Origin of the sequence: Agrococcus sp. KRD186 (genome assembly GCF_017168255.1) — a bacterium.
Taxonomy (GTDB): Bacteria; Actinomycetota; Actinomycetes; order Actinomycetales; family Microbacteriaceae; genus Agrococcus.
In genome coordinates, this window is record NZ_JABFAP010000001.1 from 2,581,740 (window position 1) to 2,598,348 (window position 16,609).

18 protein-coding genes and 1 pseudogene are annotated in these 16,609 nt (G+C 72.3%); 14 read left to right on the forward strand and 5 right to left on the reverse strand.

What is annotated here, in order from left to right:
* The first annotated feature begins 247 nt into the window (after nucleotides 1–247).
* Both J1M46_RS12670 and J1M46_RS12675 read left to right on the forward strand, forming a co-directional pair.
* Complete coding sequence (locus tag J1M46_RS12670) at nucleotides 248–1,798, forward strand: SPFH domain-containing protein (RefSeq protein WP_206448129.1); 1,551 nt, start codon at nucleotides 248–250, stop codon at nucleotides 1,796–1,798.
* 169 nt (nucleotides 1,799–1,967) lie between these two features.
* On the forward strand, nucleotides 1,968–2,114 hold the full coding sequence (locus tag J1M46_RS12675; RefSeq protein ID WP_206448130.1) for a hypothetical protein: 147 nt from the start codon (nucleotides 1,968–1,970) through the stop codon (nucleotides 2,112–2,114).
* A 79-nt stretch (nucleotides 2,115–2,193) separates the two neighbouring features.
* Here the strand turns inward: J1M46_RS12675 and J1M46_RS12680 are convergent, their stop codons facing one another.
* On the reverse strand, nucleotides 2,194–2,874 hold the full coding sequence (locus J1M46_RS12680) for an SRPBCC family protein (protein ID WP_206448131.1): 681 nt from the start codon (nucleotides 2,872–2,874) through the stop codon (nucleotides 2,194–2,196).
* Between the two features lie 3 nt (nucleotides 2,875–2,877).
* Nucleotides 2,878–3,354, reverse strand: coding sequence for an ArsR/SmtB family transcription factor (locus J1M46_RS12685; RefSeq protein WP_206448132.1), 477 nt, complete (start codon nucleotides 3,352–3,354; stop codon nucleotides 2,878–2,880).
* A gap of 178 nt (nucleotides 3,355–3,532) precedes the next feature.
* On the opposite strand from J1M46_RS12685, the gene J1M46_RS12690 reads away from it, so the two are divergent.
* From J1M46_RS12690 to J1M46_RS12715, 6 genes are all read left to right on the forward strand, one after another.
* Nucleotides 3,533–3,685, forward strand: coding sequence for a hypothetical protein (locus tag J1M46_RS12690; protein ID WP_206448133.1), 153 nt, complete (start codon nucleotides 3,533–3,535; stop codon nucleotides 3,683–3,685).
* A 2-nt stretch (nucleotides 3,686–3,687) separates the two neighbouring features.
* Nucleotides 3,688–4,353: an ArsR/SmtB family transcription factor gene (locus J1M46_RS12695; RefSeq protein WP_206448134.1), complete on the forward strand. Its 666-nt coding sequence runs from the start codon at nucleotides 3,688–3,690 to the stop codon at nucleotides 4,351–4,353.
* Between the two features lie 41 nt (nucleotides 4,354–4,394).
* The gene (locus tag J1M46_RS12700) at nucleotides 4,395–5,732 is read left to right on the forward strand and encodes an MFS transporter (RefSeq protein ID WP_206448135.1); all 1,338 of its coding nucleotides are present in this window, start codon (nucleotides 4,395–4,397) and stop codon (nucleotides 5,730–5,732) included.
* A 51-nt stretch (nucleotides 5,733–5,783) separates the two neighbouring features.
* Complete coding sequence (locus J1M46_RS12705) at nucleotides 5,784–6,572, forward strand: hypothetical protein (RefSeq protein ID WP_206448136.1); 789 nt, start codon at nucleotides 5,784–5,786, stop codon at nucleotides 6,570–6,572.
* 73 nt (nucleotides 6,573–6,645) lie between these two features.
* Nucleotides 6,646–7,146, forward strand: a complete 501-nt coding sequence (locus tag J1M46_RS12710; RefSeq protein ID WP_206448137.1) for a glutathione peroxidase — start codon at nucleotides 6,646–6,648, stop codon at nucleotides 7,144–7,146.
* A gap of 90 nt (nucleotides 7,147–7,236) precedes the next feature.
* The gene (locus tag J1M46_RS12715; protein WP_206448138.1) at nucleotides 7,237–8,211 is read left to right on the forward strand and encodes a hypothetical protein; all 975 of its coding nucleotides are present in this window, start codon (nucleotides 7,237–7,239) and stop codon (nucleotides 8,209–8,211) included.
* Nucleotides 8,212–8,238: 27 nt separating this feature from the next.
* Here J1M46_RS12715 and J1M46_RS12720 read toward each other — a convergent pair whose 3' ends face one another.
* Together J1M46_RS12720 and J1M46_RS12725 are read right to left on the reverse strand one after the other, a co-directional pair.
* Nucleotides 8,239–9,399: an acyl-CoA dehydrogenase family protein gene (locus J1M46_RS12720; protein ID WP_206448139.1), complete on the reverse strand. Its 1,161-nt coding sequence runs from the start codon at nucleotides 9,397–9,399 to the stop codon at nucleotides 8,239–8,241.
* Between the two features lie 9 nt (nucleotides 9,400–9,408).
* On the reverse strand, nucleotides 9,409–10,182 hold the full coding sequence (locus J1M46_RS12725) for an SDR family NAD(P)-dependent oxidoreductase (RefSeq protein WP_206448140.1): 774 nt from the start codon (nucleotides 10,180–10,182) through the stop codon (nucleotides 9,409–9,411).
* 387 nt (nucleotides 10,183–10,569) lie between these two features.
* On the opposite strand from J1M46_RS12725, the gene J1M46_RS12730 reads away from it, so the two are divergent.
* From J1M46_RS12730 to J1M46_RS12740, 3 genes are read left to right on the forward strand one after another with little or no spacing between them, the layout of a single operon-like run.
* On the forward strand, nucleotides 10,570–11,799 hold the full coding sequence (locus tag J1M46_RS12730; protein ID WP_206448141.1) for an acyl-CoA dehydrogenase family protein: 1,230 nt from the start codon (nucleotides 10,570–10,572) through the stop codon (nucleotides 11,797–11,799).
* 53 nt (nucleotides 11,800–11,852) lie between these two features.
* Nucleotides 11,853–12,977, forward strand: coding sequence for a 3-hydroxyisobutyryl-CoA hydrolase (locus tag J1M46_RS12735; protein ID WP_206448142.1), 1,125 nt, complete (start codon nucleotides 11,853–11,855; stop codon nucleotides 12,975–12,977).
* Nucleotides 12,978–13,016: 39 nt separating this feature from the next.
* A complete protein-coding gene (locus J1M46_RS12740; RefSeq protein WP_206448143.1) occupies nucleotides 13,017–13,793 on the forward strand; it encodes an enoyl-CoA hydratase-related protein in 777 nt (258 codons plus the stop codon).
* A 99-nt stretch (nucleotides 13,794–13,892) separates the two neighbouring features.
* On the opposite strand, the gene J1M46_RS12745 is transcribed toward J1M46_RS12740, so the two are convergent.
* Entirely contained in the window at nucleotides 13,893–14,426 is a 534-nt protein-coding gene (locus J1M46_RS12745) for a MarR family winged helix-turn-helix transcriptional regulator (RefSeq protein WP_206448144.1), read from the reverse strand.
* A 78-nt stretch (nucleotides 14,427–14,504) separates the two neighbouring features.
* On the opposite strand from J1M46_RS12745, the gene J1M46_RS12750 reads away from it, so the two are divergent.
* The 3 genes and pseudogenes from J1M46_RS12750 to J1M46_RS12760 all read left to right on the forward strand — a co-directional run.
* Nucleotides 14,505–15,317 (forward strand): electron transfer flavoprotein subunit beta/FixA family protein, encoded by an 813-nt coding sequence (locus J1M46_RS12750; RefSeq protein ID WP_206448145.1) that lies wholly within the window; start codon nucleotides 14,505–14,507, stop codon nucleotides 15,315–15,317.
* Between the two features lie 11 nt (nucleotides 15,318–15,328).
* Entirely contained in the window at nucleotides 15,329–16,315 is a 987-nt protein-coding gene (locus J1M46_RS12755) for an electron transfer flavoprotein subunit alpha/FixB family protein (protein ID WP_206448146.1), read from the forward strand.
* Nucleotides 16,316–16,320: 5 nt separating this feature from the next.
* Nucleotides 16,321–16,609: pseudogene (locus J1M46_RS12760) on the forward strand (hypothetical protein); the annotation flags it as partial.

Sequence of the window (16,609 nt, forward strand, 5' to 3'; positions counted from 1 at the left end):
CTGACATCACGCACGCCGTTCTCCTGACCACTCGTTTCCGTACCTTTGACAGTTCAGAAACTAGGCAGGGAACGGCGTGCGGCCGTCACGGCACGCTCAACGCGCCCACAGGTATGTCAGGAGCGCCATTCTTTACCACGTTCTCTCCACATGTCAGCCCGCTTGACATGAGCCGCCGCGCCCGGCGCGACCCGCAGCATCCACCCCGTAGATTGAGAGCACACCCCCTCGCACACAGGAGCCCGCCTTGCTCGACTTCCTCGCCCTTCCGCTCTTCCTGCCCATCGTCATCGGGGTGGTGCTCATCGTCCTGATCGTCATGGGCGCCATCCGCCGCTACCGCATCGCCGAGCCCGACGAGGCGATCATCGTCACCGGCAGCAAGGGCAAGAAGACCATCGACGCCGAGGGTCACACGACCCAGGACCTCTCTGGCCAGAAGGTCGTCACCGGCGGCGGCGTCTTCGTCATGCCGTTCGTGCAGAAGAGCTTCAAGATGTCGCTGCGCTCGCGCCGGCTGCTGTTCAACACCACCGCGCAGGCCAAGGACGGCATCACCATCCACGCGCAGGCCGTCGCGGTCATCAAGGTCGGCGGCACCGAGGAGTCGATCCGCAACGCCGCCCAGCGCTTCCTCTCGCAGCAGGAGGAGATCGAGTCGTCGACGCAGGAGGTGCTCTCGGGCTCGCTGCGCGGCATCATCGGCCAGCTGACGGTGCTCGAGATCATCCACGACCGGCAGGCGCTCGCGGCCGCCGTGCTGCAGGCGGCCGAGGATGCGCTGTCGAAGCAGGGCCTGGTGGTCGACACCCTGCAGATCCAGGAGATCAACGACACCTCGAACTACCTCGTCAACCTCGGCGTGCCCGAGTCGGCCGCCGTGCAGCGCGCCGCCGCGATCGCCAACACCGAGGCGCAGAAGGCCGCCGAGCAGGCCTCGATCGAGGCGAAGAAGCAGATCCTCGAGGCCAACCGCGTGCTGCAGCTGCAGCAGGCCGCCGTCACCGCCGAGACCGACAAGGCGATCGCCCAGGCCGCTGCCGCGAAGCCGCTCGAGGACGCCGTGCAGCGCCAGGCGATCGTCGCGCAGGAGGAGATCACCGCGCAGCGCCAGGCAGAGCTGCGTGAGCAGGAGCTCAACGCCGAGGTGCGCAAGGTGGCGGATGCGGAGGCCTACCGCATCGGGGTCACGGCAGAAGCGCAGGCCAAGGCCAAGGAGATCGAGGCCAATGCCGAGCGCAGGTCCCGCGAGGCACGCGCCGAGGCGGCGAAGGCGGAGGGCAACGCGGATGCGGCGGTCACCGAGGCGCGCGGTGCGGCCGAGCGCACGGCCCGCATCGCGGCCGCTGACGCGGCGAAGGCGGAGGGCGAGGCGGAGGCCGTCGCCACCGCCGCCAAGGGACGCGCCGAGGCCGAGTCGATCGGCGCCCGCGGTCTCGCCGAGGGGCAGGCGATCGAGGCGCGCGCGAAGGCGCTCACCGAGAACGCGCAGGTGGTGCTCGCGCAGGAGCTGCTCGCGGTGCTGCCCGCGGTGGCCGACGCCTTCGGCAAGGCCTACGCGTCGTCGAACATCACGGTCGTCTCGGCCGACGGCACCGGCAAGCTCACGAGCGACATGGTGGGCAACATGGCCTCGATGACGCAGATGATGAAGGACGCCACCGGCATCGACCTGCAGGCGATCATCAACTCGACCGCCCAGGGCAGCGCCGCGGGCAATGCGATGGCCGCGCAGGGCGCGCCCGTGCACGCGGCAGCGCTCGTCGACAACCCGATCTCGCCGATCGACGCCGAGTAGCCCTGCCGCGTCACGCCGATGCGAGGGGGCGCGGCGGCGTGTGGGTGGCCGGGTGTGGGATGAACGCGAAGCGTTCGAGATGGGCCGGCCGAGGTGAGGCGGCTTCGCCGGATGCTTCGAAGCCGGCGACGAGAGCCGTGGCCGGACGAGCACCGGAAGAGGCAACACCATGGCACGCGCCAAGCGCACCAGCCGTCAGGCCGACCAGCGACAGACGTGGCAGCAGCGCCACACGCTGAGCACGGAGGCCCAGCGGATCATGGAGCACCAGGAGGACCTGCGCAACGAGGTCCGCGGCATGACACGGCTCATCTGAGCCGCATCGATCGACGGACGAGGGGCGAGTCGGCACGCAGCCGGCTCGCCCCTCATCTCGCCCCGCGGGCCGGTGCGGCTCAGCCCTCGTCGCCTTCGCCGCCCGTGCCCGTGCCCGTGTAGAAGCCGAAGGTCGCATCGGCCTGCCGCGCAGCGGCGGTCGCCTCGGTGCCGTTGGCGACCGAGGCCGCGCCCCACGCATCCGCCGCGCCCCGGTAGAAGGCCCGGCCCTCGTCGCTCGCGGCCCAGGCCTCGAGCTCCTCGGGCTTCAAGCCGGCGCCGGCCTGCCCTGCCAGGTGCAGCGCGAGGCCCAGCAGCCCGCCATCCCAGCCGACGCCGGTCGCGCCAGGCCCGAACATCTCACTCATCTCGGCCGGCACATCCGCATCGCGCGCGACGTGCTCGAGCTCGAGCCGCGTGCCCTCGCCGGCGGCCTCGAGCCGCACCGTCAGCCACGTCACACCGCCGCCGAACTCCCATGTCACGCGGTAGTGCGCGGTCTCGCCGGCTGGCGGCTCGCATTCGAGCACGGTGCCGCCGGCGTTGCCCTCCAGCTGGTATCTGCCGCCGAGTTCGAGCTCGCCCGACACCGGCATGAACCAGCGCGCGATCCGCTCGCGCGTGGTCACCGCCTCCCACACGTCGGCGATCGGCGAGGGGTAGGTCTGCTCGAGCGTCTGCACGCTCGAGGGCTCGCCGTCGACCACCTCGCTGCGCACGCCGCGCGACACGGCGCCCAGCTGTCCCAGCACATCCACCATCGTCTACTCCTTGCTCTTCTCGTCGTCGGTGCCGTCATCGGTGCGGCCCTTGCTCTGCTTGTCGTCGGGCGGCTCGGACACCCCGGATGCGTCGGTCGACTCCGCCGCCCGCTTGCGCTTGGCCGCCTCGCGCGCCGCATCGGTCGCCGCCTGCAGGCGCCGCTGCCGGCGGCCGCGCGCGAGCTCGGTGTCGAGGGCGGCCAGCTTCGGCATCCAGAACCCGTCGAAGGCGCTCAGCCACTCGCGCGCCTCGCGCGGTCCCGACGGGTCGACGGCGTAGAGCCGCCGCTGCCCCTCCGGGCGCACGGTCGCGAAGCCCTGCTCGCGCAGCACCCGCAGGTGCTGGCTGACGGCGGGCTGGCTGATGCCGAACTCGTCGCCGATCACGGTCGCGATGGCGCCGGAGCTCGCCTCGCCATCGGTGAGCAGCTCGAGGATGCGTCGCCGCACCGGATCGCCGAGGACATCGAGCGCGTGCATGCGGCAATGCTTGCACTGCCACTTATATAAGTCAAGCATGAAGCAAGACGAGTCGCACGCGCCGCGACACGCCGAAGCAGTTCTTTTGAAAGAACCCTTGCGAAGCGGACGCTTTGAAAGTAGTCTTTCGGATGTCGGCACACCAAGAAACCGTCGGCCCCGACCGAGGAGGCATCCCATGGGACGCACCAGCCGCATCGCACGCAGCATCGCTGCGGTCGACGCCGCCGTCGAAGAGCGCCGCAACCGCACGCGCCTCGAGCGCGACGACTCGCAGCGCTACTACGACCGCGTGCGCGCAGAGCTCAGCCTGCAGCGTGGTTTGATCTGAGCATGGCCGCAGAGCGAGGGGCGCAGGGCGCCGAGCAGCAGACGGGCACCGAAGTCTTCGAGGACGCGGGCGGCCGCGGACTGCGCACCGGCGACCCGGCGCTGCTGCGGGCGCTCGCGCACCCGCTGCGGGTCGAGATCCTCGCCCTGCTCGACGAGCTGGGCGAGGCCACCGCCACCCAGCTCGCCGAGAAGGTCGGCGAGAGCCCGTCCAACTGCTCCTTCCACCTGCGCCAGCTCGCGAAGGCCGGCTTCATCGAGCGCGCCGAGGCGCAGGGCACCTCGAAGCCCTGGAAGTCCGCCCACAGCAGTCGCGACCTGCGGCCGGAGGCCGGCAACCCCGAGTCGATGCGCACCTCCGCCTCGATCGCCTCGATGTACGTGCAGCACGAGGCCAACCGGATGGTCGACTTCCTCACCCGGCACGGACTGGGCAATGAGGAGTGGCTGCCCGGCATCACCGTCAACTCCGCGACGGTCTGGGCGACCCCGGCTGAGCTCGCGCAGCTCGCCGAGGACGTCCACCACATCGTCGACCGCTTCCGCGGCCGCAAGGACCCGGCGAACCGCCCGCCCGGCAGCCGCAAGGCGCACCTGTTCGCCACCCTGAACCCCGACTTCGACCTGCCCGCGACGCCTGCCGCCGGCGAGGAGTCCCCCGAGGCGTAACGCCTTCCCCGTTCATCCTCTCGACGAGGAGTCGATGACTCATGCCCGAAACCACCACCGCATCCGCCCAGCACCCGAAGGCGAAGCCGCCCTCGCCCATGCGGCGGCCCGCCTACCGCCGCCTCATGGTCGGCTGGTTCGCCACCAACCTGGGCGACAGCGCCCTGTACCTGGTGCTCGCCATCTGGGTGCGCGAGCTCACCGGCTCCGACGCCGCGGGCGCGCTCGTGTTCCTCTTCCTCGGCCTGCCGGCGCTGCTGGCGCCCTGGGCGGGCCAGCTCGCCGACCGCGTGCACCGGCGGCCGCTGCTGATCGTGACCAACCTGGCCACCGCATCCGTCATCGTCACCCTGCTGCTCGTGCAGGGGCCCGAGCAGGTGTGGCTCATCTACGCCGTCACCTTCGGCTACGGCCTCTCGGCCTACCTGACGAGCGCGGCGCAGGCGGGGCTGCTGCGCGACCTGCTGCCGGACGAGGAGATCGGCGCGGCCAACGGCATCTTCACCTCGATCGACAACGGCATGCGCATCGTCAGCCCGCCGCTCGGCGCCGGCCTCTACGTGCTCGCCGGCCCCTGGTCGGTCGTCGCCGTCAGCGTCTCCGGCTACCTGGTGATGGCGCTCATGCTGGTGACGGTGCGCATCGACGAGTCGGCGCCCGAGCCGCGCGGCGAGGGCGAGAGCTACTGGCACGAGGTCTCCGCCGGCTTCCGCGAGCTGCTGCGCGACCCGCTGCTGCGGCTGCTGACGATCGCGGCCGCGGTGGGCTTCGGCCTCACCGGCATCCTGAACGCCACGATCTTCCCGCTCATCGAGCACGGGCTGCAGGCCGGCCCCGCCGCGCTCGGCCCGGCGCAGGCCATCCAGGGCGTCGCGGCGCTCGCGGGCGGTCTGCTCTCGGCGATGCTGCTGCGCCGGCTGAGGGAGCGCGCGCTCTTCGCCTGGGGCATGACGCTCGTGGCGGTCGGCTCGTTCGCCGCCTGGGCGATCGTGCAGTGGCCGCTGCCGGAGGAGTGGATGCGCTGGGCCGGCATCGCCCTCGTGCAATGGCCGATCGGCTTCGGCGTGCCGTGGGTGGTCGTGGGCCTGTCGACCCTGCGCATGCGCCTGGTGCCGCGCCGACTGCAGGGCCGCACCTCGGCGGCCATGAACGTCTCGATCAACGTGCCGCAGATGCTCTTCCTCGCCGCCACGACCGCACTGATGGTCGTCGTCGACTTCCGCTGGCTGCTGCTGGTGGCCGCGATCGGCATCGCCGCCTCGGCCGTCGCGGTCTGGGTCGGCCGCGGACTCGATCGAGGCACGGCGGATGCGTCGGGTGCCGCACCGACGCACGTCGCGGATGCGTCCGGGCACGAGGGGCGTCCGACCAGCGGATGATTCCGGGGCCGAACGGGCCCGCCGCTCGCCCCTGCCTGCCAGTGTCGGAGCATGAGCACCCGCCGTTCAGCACCCGCCGCGCTCTTCTCGCTCGCGGCGATCGGGCTGGTCGCCGCCGTCATGACCGGCTGCGCGCTGCTCAGCCCGGCCTCGCCGACCAGCACGGTCACCGACGCCGCCGGACAGCAGGTGACGCTCGACTGGGCCGACTACCCGGCCGATGACGACAAGGATCCGGCCGAGGTGCTGGCGGCGCCGCGCGCCGAGCAGGTCGAGGCGGTCGGCGAGCAGCTGCTGGCAGACCTGCAGGGCGCGGTCGATGCGCACCGCGCCGGCAGCGCGTGGCAGCGCGGGCGCGACGGCGGCGTCCACGAGCACGACGGCAACGGCTACGGCGGCCCGACCATGCACCGCACGCTCAACTCCGCCGAGCTGCTGACGCACGAGGCGCTCGGCGACTGGCCGGCGCTGGTCGCCGTGCTCGACGCCGAGCTCGCCGAGCACGGCTACGGCCCCATCGAGTGGGAGTTCGACCGCGAGACCTACGCGCACGAGACCGCCGCCGAGCGAGACGCCGCGGTCGTCGAGCAGTTCGGCTCGCTCGATCCCGCGCAGATGTGGCAGTGGGCGGGCGACGCCCACGACGGCACCATGTGGGTGAGCATCATCCTGCAGGACCGCGACCGCCCGGCTGCGCCCGACGCATCCGCCGCCGAGCCCGAGCGGCTGCTGGCGATCATGGTCGGCGGCACCGTCATCGCGGCCGCCGACGAGCAGGCCTATCGCGACGGCATCGCGCCCTTCGAGGGGCTCGAGCCGCCGGGGCCGACCCACTCGTGACGGCTGTCCTGACCCAAGCTGACGGATGCGCGTGGCTCGGCAGACGGATAGCAAGCACTGACAGCATGGAGGCATGACGACGCTCAGCGACTTCCAGGCAGACGCACTCACGGGCGGCGAGCTCGATCTCGCCGCGACCGACGGCAAGGTGGTGCTGGTGGTGAACACTGCCACCGAGTGCGGTTTCGCCAGCCAGTTCCCGGCCCTCGAGCAGCTCTGGCAGGAACTCGAGCCGCAGGGGCTCGTGGTGCTCGGCTTCCCGTCGAACCAGTTCGGCGGCCAGGAGCCCGGATCCTCCGAGCAGATCGCCGAGGTGTGCGAGCGCAACTTCGGCGTCAGCTTCCCGCTCGCGGCCAAGATCGACGTCAACGGCCCCGACACGCACCCGATCTACCAGTGGCTGAAGAACGAGAAGAAGGGCATGATCGGCGGCGCCATCAAGTGGAACTTCACGAAGTTCCTGATCGGCCGCGACGGCACCGTGCTCGAGCGCTACGCCTCCGCGAAGGCGCCCGCGGACATCCGCGCGGACATCGAGCGCGCGCTGGCCGAGCCCGGAGTCGCCGCGGCCTGACGGCGCGCGGGCGCTCTGGCGGGTTGAGCGACCCGGATCCGGAGGGAAACCCCCGGGTGTCGTGCGGTCGAGCGCTCTAGCGTGGAGGCCATGACGGTCCCCAACCCGAACCCCTACGCCCAGCAGCCGGGCCAGCCGGTGCACAATCCCGCGCCCGGCTACGCCGGCGTGCCGCCGCAGCCGTTCGCGCAGGACCCTGCCTTCCAGCCGCGGCCGTACGCGCAGGATCCGGGCATGCAGCAGCAGCCCTACCCGCAGCCCTACACGCAGCAGCAGCCGTATGTGCCGCCGGTCTACGACGCCGGCACGCCGCGGCCCCCGCGCCCGAAGCTCACCAAGGCCGCCGCCCACCGCGCCCGGCTCGCCGGCGGCATCGGCGGCGGCATCACCTGGCTCGGGCTCGGCATCACGCAGCTGGCCGCCATCTTCCTGCTGTTGCCGGTGATCGTGGGCGCCGTCGTCTACGGCATCGGCTTCGCCCTCGCGCAGGACGGCACCAGCGCGACCGCAGACGTCTGGGGCCAGACGCTCGCCTGGCTCGGCAGCCCGTGGGGCATCGTCATCGCGATCGGCATCCCGGCCGGCATCGTGATCGCGCTGCTCGGGCTGTGGATCAGCACGCGCATGCTGCGCCACCCGGGGCTGCGCCGCCCCGTCGGCGTCACCTGGGCGGGCTTCGGCATCGCCGTCGCGGCGACCGTGCTGCTGTCGGGCTTCGGCTCGCTGACGCTGCCGTTCTTCGGCGGCCTCCCCTTCGGCGACGGCGCTGACTTCGACCCCGGCGACTTCGGCCCGGGCGGCGTCGACCCCGGCACGATGGATCAGGCGGAGGCGCAGGAGTGGCTGCTCGAGGGCGGTGCGGGCGTGCTCGAGCAGTTCGCCGACCCGGGCGTGCTGCTGGGCGTCCTCGGCCCCTGGATCGCGGTCGGGCAATTGCTGGCGCTCATCGTGCCGATCGCCGTGAGCGTGTTCACCTGGTGGTGGATGGCGCACGCGATGCGGCCAGCGACCACCGACGCCACGGACGCCGAAGCGGCGGACGCGAGCACCGCATCCGCCGCCTGAGGCCACCGCTGCCGCGGTGGAGCGCGCCTACTTCTTCGCGCGCTTCGCGATGTCGCGGGCGATGATCTCCTTCATGATCTCGGTCGTGCCGCCGTAGATGGTCTGCACGCGCGAGTCCCGGAAGGCGCGCGCGATCGGGTACTCCTCCATGAAGCCGTAGCCGCCGTGCAGCTGCAGGCTCTTCGTGATCACGCGCTGCTCGAGCTCGGTCGCCCACCACTTCGCCTTCGACGCATCCGCCGTCGTCAGGTGCCCCTCGTTGAGCGCCAGGATGCTGCGCTCGATGTACGCGCGCGTGACGTCGAGCTCGGTCTCGAGCTCGGCGAGCGTGAAGCGCACCGTCGGCAGGTCGCCGACCAGGCCGCCGAAGGCCTTGCGCTGGAAGACGTAGTCGCGGCCCCAGGTGTAGGCCGCCTCGGCCGACGAGAGCGCGCCGCCGGCGATCGACAGCCGCTCGCGCGGCAGCCGCTCCATCATGGAGATGAGGCCCATGCCGACCTCGCCGACCACGTTCGCGTCGGGCACCTGCACGTCGCGGAAGAACAGCTCCGCGGTGTCCTGCGAGTGCAGGCCGAGCTTGTCGAGCTTGCGGCCGCGCTCGAAGCCCTCCATCCCGTTCTCGACCAGGAAGAGCGTGAAGCCGCGTGACCCGGCCTCCGGGTCGGTGCGCGCGAAGACGAGCACCTTGTCGGCGTGGAAGCCGTTGGTGATGAACGTCTTCGAGCCGTTGAGCACCCATCCGTCGCCCGAGCGCACCGCGTTCGTGCGGATGCCCTGCAGGTCGCTGCCGGCGTCGGGCTCGGTCATGCCGATCGCGCCGATCGAGGTGCCGGCGGCCATCGGCGGCAGCCACGTCGCGAGCTGCTCGGGCGTGCCGAGGTCGATCAGGTACGACAGCACGATGTCGTCGTGCACGCCGAAGGTGGCGTTGACGGAGGCGGCGCCGACCTTCGAGAGCTCCTCGCTGATGATCATGCGGAAGCGGTAGTCGTCGATCCCCATGCCGCCGTACTGCTCGGGGATCGCGAGCCCGACCATGCCGGCCTCGCCCATCTGGCGGTAGAGGTCGGGGTCGGTGAGGCCCTCGGCCTCCCACGTCGCCAGGTTCGGCGCGATGTTGCGGGCGGTGAACTCGCGGACGGACTCGCGGAACGCCTCGTGGTCCTCGTCGTAGAAGGTGGAACGCATCTCGATCTCCTATCGGGCTTGCATGCGGATGGCACCGTCGAGCCGGATGGTCTCGCCGTTGAGCATGGGGTTGGCGACGATCTGCGTCACCAGCAGTGCGAATTCGGATGGGTCGCCCAAGCGGGCGGGGTGCGGCACCTGGGCGCCGAGCGAGTCGCGCGCCTCCTGCGGCAGCGCCGCGAGCATGGGGGTGGCGAACAGCCCGGGTGCGATCGCGTTGACGCGGATCTGGCTGGCGGCGAGCTCGCGCGCGATCGGCAGCACCATGCCGACGACCGCGGCCTTCGACGCCGAGTAGGCGGCCTGCCCGATCTGGCCGTCGAAGGCGGCCACGGATGCGGTGGAGACGATCACGCCGCGCTCCTCGCCGAGCGGCTCGAGCTTCGCCATGCGCTCGGCGGCGAGCCGGATGACGTTGAAGGTGCCGACCAGGTTGATGTCGACGACGCGCTGGAAGGTGTCGAGCGCGAAGGGGCCGGAGCGGCCCACCACCTTCGCCGCGTCGGCGACCCCGGCGCAGTTCACCACCAGGCGCAGCGCGCCGACCGCCTCGGCGGCGTCGAGCGCCGCGGCGACCTGCGCCTCGTCCCGCACGTCGGCCGCCACGAAGGTGACGCCCTCGCGCTCGGCGACGGCGTCGGCCGCCGCTGCGCTGGTCGGATTCGGGCCTCCCAGGTCGACGACGACCACCCGTGCGCCCAGCGCCAGCAGCGCCTCGGTGGTCGCCAGGCCCAGCCCCGATGCGCCGCCGGTGACAAGTGCCACCTGCCCGTTCATGTCCATCTGTGCTCCATTGCCTCGTGCGGTCGTGCCGTCGTGCCTCGTGCCGTGTTGCCTCGTGCCGTTCGCCCTCGACGCCCGACGGTACCTCGCGCATCCGCCGCCCCGCCTCGCCCTGTGGATCTCAACGTGTCAGGTGCTCGCTCGGCGCAACTATTCCATCGAGCGGCCACAGGACACGTTGAGATTCCCTCGCTCCGGTCGAAGACAGCGCGCTCGGGTGGGAATCGGCCCGCGGGTGGCGAGCCGCGGTCCCATCATGGTAGATATGTGGATGTCCATGCAACTGCGAGGATGCCAACTGTTCGCCGCTGCGGGTGCGATCCATCCGGGCGACGATGCGACGAAGGGGTCGAGCGCTTGACCATGACGATGCCGAGCCGTACGGAGATGAACCGCAGCGAAGCGGGCCAGGCCGAGGCCGGTGCGAGTCAGCCGAGCCAGGGTCTGAGCGAGACGAGCGCCGAGGAGCGCGCGGCGCTCGTCGAGGCGGTGCGCGACTTCGCCGACGCCCGCCTCGCCCCCTTCGCGAACCAGCGCGACGCCGACCACGAGTTCCCGGTCGAGACGCTCTGCGAGGCCGGGCAGCTGGGCCTGGGCGCCATCTGCGTGCGCGAGGATGTCGGCGGCTCCGGCCTCAGCCGGCTCGACGCGATCGCCATCTACGAGGAGCTCGCGCGCGGCGACATCGCGGTCGCCACCTACATCTCCATCCACAACATGGTCGTCGGCATGATCGACGCCGAGGGCACCGACGAGCAGCGCCGGCGCTGGCTGCCGCAGCTGACCGACATGAGCGAGCTCGCCAGCTACTGCCTCACCGAGCCCGGCGCCGGCTCCGACGCCGCGGCCGTCGCCACCACGGCCGTGCGCGACGGCGACGACTACGTGCTCACCGGCACGAAGCAGTTCATCTCCGGCGCAGGCACGTCCGCCGTCTACGTCGTGATGGCCCGCACGGGGCTGACCGATGATGGCGGCGTCGACCCGGCCCAGCGCGGATCGCGAGGCATGACCGCCTTCGTCGTGCCCGCATCCGCCCCCGGTCTCTCCTTCGGCGCCGAGGAGCAGAAGATGGGCTGGCACGCGCAGCCCACCCGCGCGGTCGTGCTCGACGGCGTGCGGGTGCCGGCGAGCGACCGGCTCGGCGAGGAGGGCGAGGGCTTCGGCATCGCCATGCGCGGCCTCAACGGCGGCCGCCTCGGCATCGCCGCCGCCTCGATCGGCGGCGCGCAGTTCGCCCTCGAGCGCACCGTCGCCTACGTCAAGGAGCGCGCCACCTTCGGCCAGCCGCTCGCCACCCGCCAGCACGTGCAGTTCGAGCTCGCCGACATGGAGACCGAGCTGCAGGCCGCCCGCGCGCTGCTCGAGCGCGCCGCCGCCAAGCTCGACGCGAAGGCGCCCGACGCCCCCGTCGCCTGCGCGATGGCGAAGCGTTTCGCGACCGACGCCGGCTTCCGCGTCGCCGACCAGGCGCTGCAGCTGCACGGCGGCTACGGCTACCTGCACGAGTACGGCATCGAGCGGGTGGTGCGCGACCTGCGTGTGCACCGCATCCTGGAAGGATCGAACGAGATGATGCGCATGATCGTCGGGCGCGCGGTGCTCGGCGAGCGGTAGCGCGGTAGAAGCACAGAGCAGTAGCGCCACAGAGCGGCAGAGACGCAGGAGCCATGACGAACATCACCACCGAGATCCGCGGCGCGCTGGGCGTGCTCACGCTCGACCGGCCGGAGGCCCTCAACGCACTGACGCACCAGATGGTGACGGAGATGGCGGATGCGCTGCGCGCGTTCGCCGCAGACGATGCGGTCGAGCGCGTGCTCATCATGGGAGCGGGGAAGGATCGCGAGGCCGAGCAGGGGTGGCAGCACGCGCTGTGCGCCGGCGGCGATGTCGTCACCCTGCACGCCGACGTGCAGTCCACCCGCGGGCAGGGCGCCGCCCGCTTCTGGCGCGACGAGTACGCGCTGAACGCCCAGATCACGCGCTTCCCGAAGCCGGTCGTGGCGCTGCAGCACGGCATCGTGCTCGGCGGCGGCGTCGGCATCTCCGGGCACGCGAGCCACCGCGTGGTCACTGACTCCACGCGCATCGGCTTCCCCGAGGTGACGATCGGCTTCGTGCCCGACGTCGGCGCGACCTGGCTGCTGACCCGCCGGCGCGGCGAGCTCGGCACGCGCGCGGCCCTGACGGGCGACCACTTCGGCGCCGCCGACGCCATCGCGCTCGGGCTCGCCGACAGCTACGTGCCGGCCGACCGCCTGGCCGAGCTCGTGCGGCTGCTGGAGACGACGCATCCGGATGCCGCGATCGAGCAGCTCTCGGCCGCCGCGCCCGCCGGCACGCTGGTGGCGGCGAGACCGATGATCGACGCGGCCTTCGCGGGCGACGACCCGCGGGCGATCCTCGAGCGGCTGCGTGCGGCCGGCGATGAGGGTGCGGCGATCGCTGAGACGATCGAGCGCCGCTCACCCTTCGCGGTCGCAGTGACGCTCGCTGCGCTGCGCCGCGCTCGCGGCCTGCGCTCGCTCGAGGAGGCGCTGGCGCAGGAGTACCGCGTCTCGCGGCACACCTCGCTCGCGGCCGACTTCAGCGAGGGCATCCGGGCGCAGCTGATCGACAAGGATAGGCAGCCCAAATGGACGCCCTCCTCGCTTGCGGGCGTCACGCCTGCCATGGTGGAGGCATGCTTCGCGCCGGTGCCCGGCGGCGACCTCGAGCTGCCGCTGCCGGGCCAGCCCGCCGCGGCGCACGGCACCAACCGCGCGCAGCAGCCGCAGCCCGACCACATCTAGCCTGAGGGTGCACGCACCGCGCAACGTCGAGGAGGAACCATGACCGACTACGAGACCATCCGCGTCGAGCGGCGGGGCCGCGTCGCCTGGATCACCCTCGACCGCCCCGAGGCGCTCAACGCCCTCAACGCGCAGCTCATGCACGAGCTGGTCGACGCCGCGACCTCGCTCGATGCCGACGACGCGATCGGCGCGATCGTGGTGACCGGCAGCGAGAAGGCCTTCGCCGCCGGCGCCGACATCAAGGAGATGGCGTCGAAGTCGACCGCCGAGATGCGCGAGGCGAACCACTTCGGGCCCTGGATGGAGTTCGCGCGCATCAAGAAGCCGGTGATCGCGGTGGTCTCGGGCTATGCGCTCGGCGGCGGCTTCGAACTGGCGCTCATGTGCGACGTGATCCTCGCGAGCGACACCGCCAAGTTCGGCTTCCCCGAGATCGGCCTCGGTGTCATCCCCGGCATCGGCGGCACGCAGCGCATCCTGCGCATCGTCGGCTACCCGAAGGCCGCGGAGCTCGTGCTCACCGGCCGGCGCATCGACGCTGCCGAGGCGGATGCCCTGGGCATCGTCTCGCGCGTCGTCCCGGCTGCCGAGCTGCTGACCGAGGCCGAGCAGCTCGCGACCGCGATCGCGGGCAAGTCGCTGCCGGCGCTGGTGGCGGCGAAGGCCGCCCTCGACGGCGCGCTGGAGACCGGCCTGGAGGCCGGCGTCGCGCTCGAGGCCGAGCAGTTCACGGCGCTGTTCGACACCGCCGATCAGAAAGAGGGGATGGCGGCCTTCCGTGAGAAGCGCGAGCCCACGTTCCGCCACCGCTAGCGCTCGTCGAGTAGCCCCGCAGGGGCGTATCGAGACGACGCCCGGCGCAGATCTCGATACGCACGACTGCGTCGCGCTACTCGATCAGCGCGCAGCGCGCTACAGCGGCTCCGCCACCGGCCGCGGATCCTCGAAGTCGCCCGAGCGCTTCCGCAGCAGCGCGATGATGCGCACCAGCTCTGCCAGCTCGTCGTCCTCGAGGCCGGTGGCAGTGAACGCCTCGTCGTTGAGCGCGGCCGTGGCCCGCTCGACCAGCTCGCGCCCCGCATCCGTGATCGCCAGCACCGTCGCGCGGCCGTCGGTCGGGTGCGGCTCGCGCGTGACCAGCTCGGCGCGCACGAGCCTGTCGACGGTGCTCGTCACGCTCGTCGGATGCACCTGCAGGCGCCGCACCGCCGACCGCATCGGCATGCGCCCCTCGCGGGTGAACGCCAGCAGCCGCAGCACCTCGAAGCGCGCGAACGACAGCGCGAAGGGCCGCAGCACCGACTCGACCCGCGCCTCCAGCAGCTGCTGCGCGCGGTTGACGGAGGTCACGAGCGTCATGCCCGGCGCCGCATCCGCCCAGCCGTGCTCGAGCCACTGGCGACGCCCCTCGGCGATCGGGTCGAGCGACTCTCGCCTCGCGCTCATGGCATCCTCCTCATACGGAATCACCGTAGCGCCCGCACTCATGCACACCGCTCCGCTCACGCAGAAGGGAGCCCGCCGATGAAGATCGTCGTGCTCGTCAAGCCCGTCCCCGACACCTACGGCGACCGGGTGCTCAGCCTCGAGACCGGCCTCGCCGACCGCGCCGCGAGCGAGACCGTGCTCGATGAGATCACCGAGCGCGCGCTCGAGGCGGTCATCCGGCACGCCGAGGAGTCGGCGAAGTCCGGCGCCGGCGAGGTCGAGGTGGTCGCGATGACGATGGCGCCCGCCGACTCGCAGTCGACGCTGCGCAAGGCGCTCGCGATGGGTGCCGCATCGGCAGTGCACATCGCCGACGAGCGGCTCGCGGGCGCCGATCTGGTGCGCACCGCCGAGGTGCTCGCCGCCGCGCTGCGCCGCGCGGGCGCCGACCTGATCGTGGCCGGCAACGGCTCGACCGACGGCAGCGGCGGCGTCATGCCGTCGATGCTCGCCGAGCTGCTCGAGCTGCCCGCGGCGACCCGGCTCGAGACGATCGAGATCACGGCGGATGCGGTGCGGGGCACCCGCGAGACGGATGGCGGCACGATGACGGTCACCGCGGCACTGCCGGCGGTGGTCTCCGTCACGGAGCGCATGCCCGATCCGCGCTTCCCGGCGCTCAAGGGCATCATGGGCGCGAAGAAGAAGCCGCTCGAGGTGGTCGCGCTCGACGACCTGAGCGCCGAGCTCGAGGGGCTCGGCGTCGCGCTCGACGAGACCGCCTCTGCGCGATCGATCATGGTCGCCGCCACGCAGCGCCCCGCACGCGAGGCGGGCGAGATCATCACTGACGACGGCACCGCGGGGGAGCGGATCGCCGCCTTCCTCGCCGACCGGCGACTGGCCTGAGGAGCACCGAGATGACCAGCAACGAGCCCATCCTGACCCTGCTGCTCGCAGCGCCGGCAGCCGCCGACGCAGCGCCGGCCCTCGCCGACGGCGCCGCCGAGGCGCTCGGCGCCGCGGCCCAGCTCGGCACGCCCGTCGCGGTGGTGGTCGGCGCCGCCGACGCGCTGCCGCAGCTCGCCGAGGCCGCCGCGTCGCTCGGCGCCGCGCGCGTGCTCACCGCCGCGGTCGATCCCGCGCAGCTCGGCGCCCCGGTGGCCGACGCCCTCGCCGCGGCCGTCGCGCAGGAGGCGCCCGCCGCGGTGCTGGTGCCCCACTCGATCGAGGGGTCGGATGCGGCGGGTCGCCTGGCCGCGCGCCTGCGGGCCCCGCTCGCGGTCGATGCCGTCGCGGTGGAGCGAGACGAGGAGGGCATCGTGGCGCAGCACTCCGTGTACGGCGGCGGCTACGAGGTGACCTCGGCCGCGACCTACGGCCCGCTCATCGTGACGCTGCGCCTCGGCGCCATCGACCACCGCGCCGAGGCCGCGACGCCGGAGGTGAGCGCGCTGGAGGTCGCGGCATCCGGCAGGCCCACCGCCTCGGTGGAGGGCTTCGAGTCGGTGGTGCAGGCATCCGAGCGGCCCGATCTGCGCTCGGCGAAGAAGATCGTCTCGGGCGGTCGCGGGCTGGGCTCGAAGGAGCAGTTCGCGCTCGTCGAGGAGCTCGCCGATGCCCTCGGCGCGGCGATCGGCGCCTCGCGCGCCGCGGTCGACGCCGGCTACGTCGATCAGTCGCTGCAGGTCGGCCAGACCGGCACCTCGGTCTCGCCCGACCTCTACGTCGCGATCGGCATCTCGGGTGCGATCCAGCACCGCGCGGGCATGCAGACGGCGAAGACGATCATCGCGATCGACAAGGACGCCAACGCGCCCATCTTCGAGATCGCCGACCTCGGCGTCGTGGGCGACCTGTTCACGATCGTGCCGCAGCTGGTGCAGGCGCTCAAGGCACGGAAGTAGCGGCGATGGCGATCGGTCAGCACCCCGGATCCGTGCGCCGCGGCCTGCCGCGCGCGCCCGGCGGCGAGCCCTGGCCGCCCGCGGCCGAGGCCCCCACGCCGGCCGCCGCCCAGCCTGGCGTCGAGCAGCACTCGGCCGCCGCCGCGCCGGCCGAGCAGCCGGTCGCCGAGCAGCCTCCCGCCGCCGCCGTGCCGGCAGAGCAGCCTGTCGCCGAGCAGCCTCCCGCCGCGGCCGCGCCCGCCGAGCAGCCTCCGGCCCCCGCTGTGCCGGCTGCCCCGGTGGTCGTAGCCACCC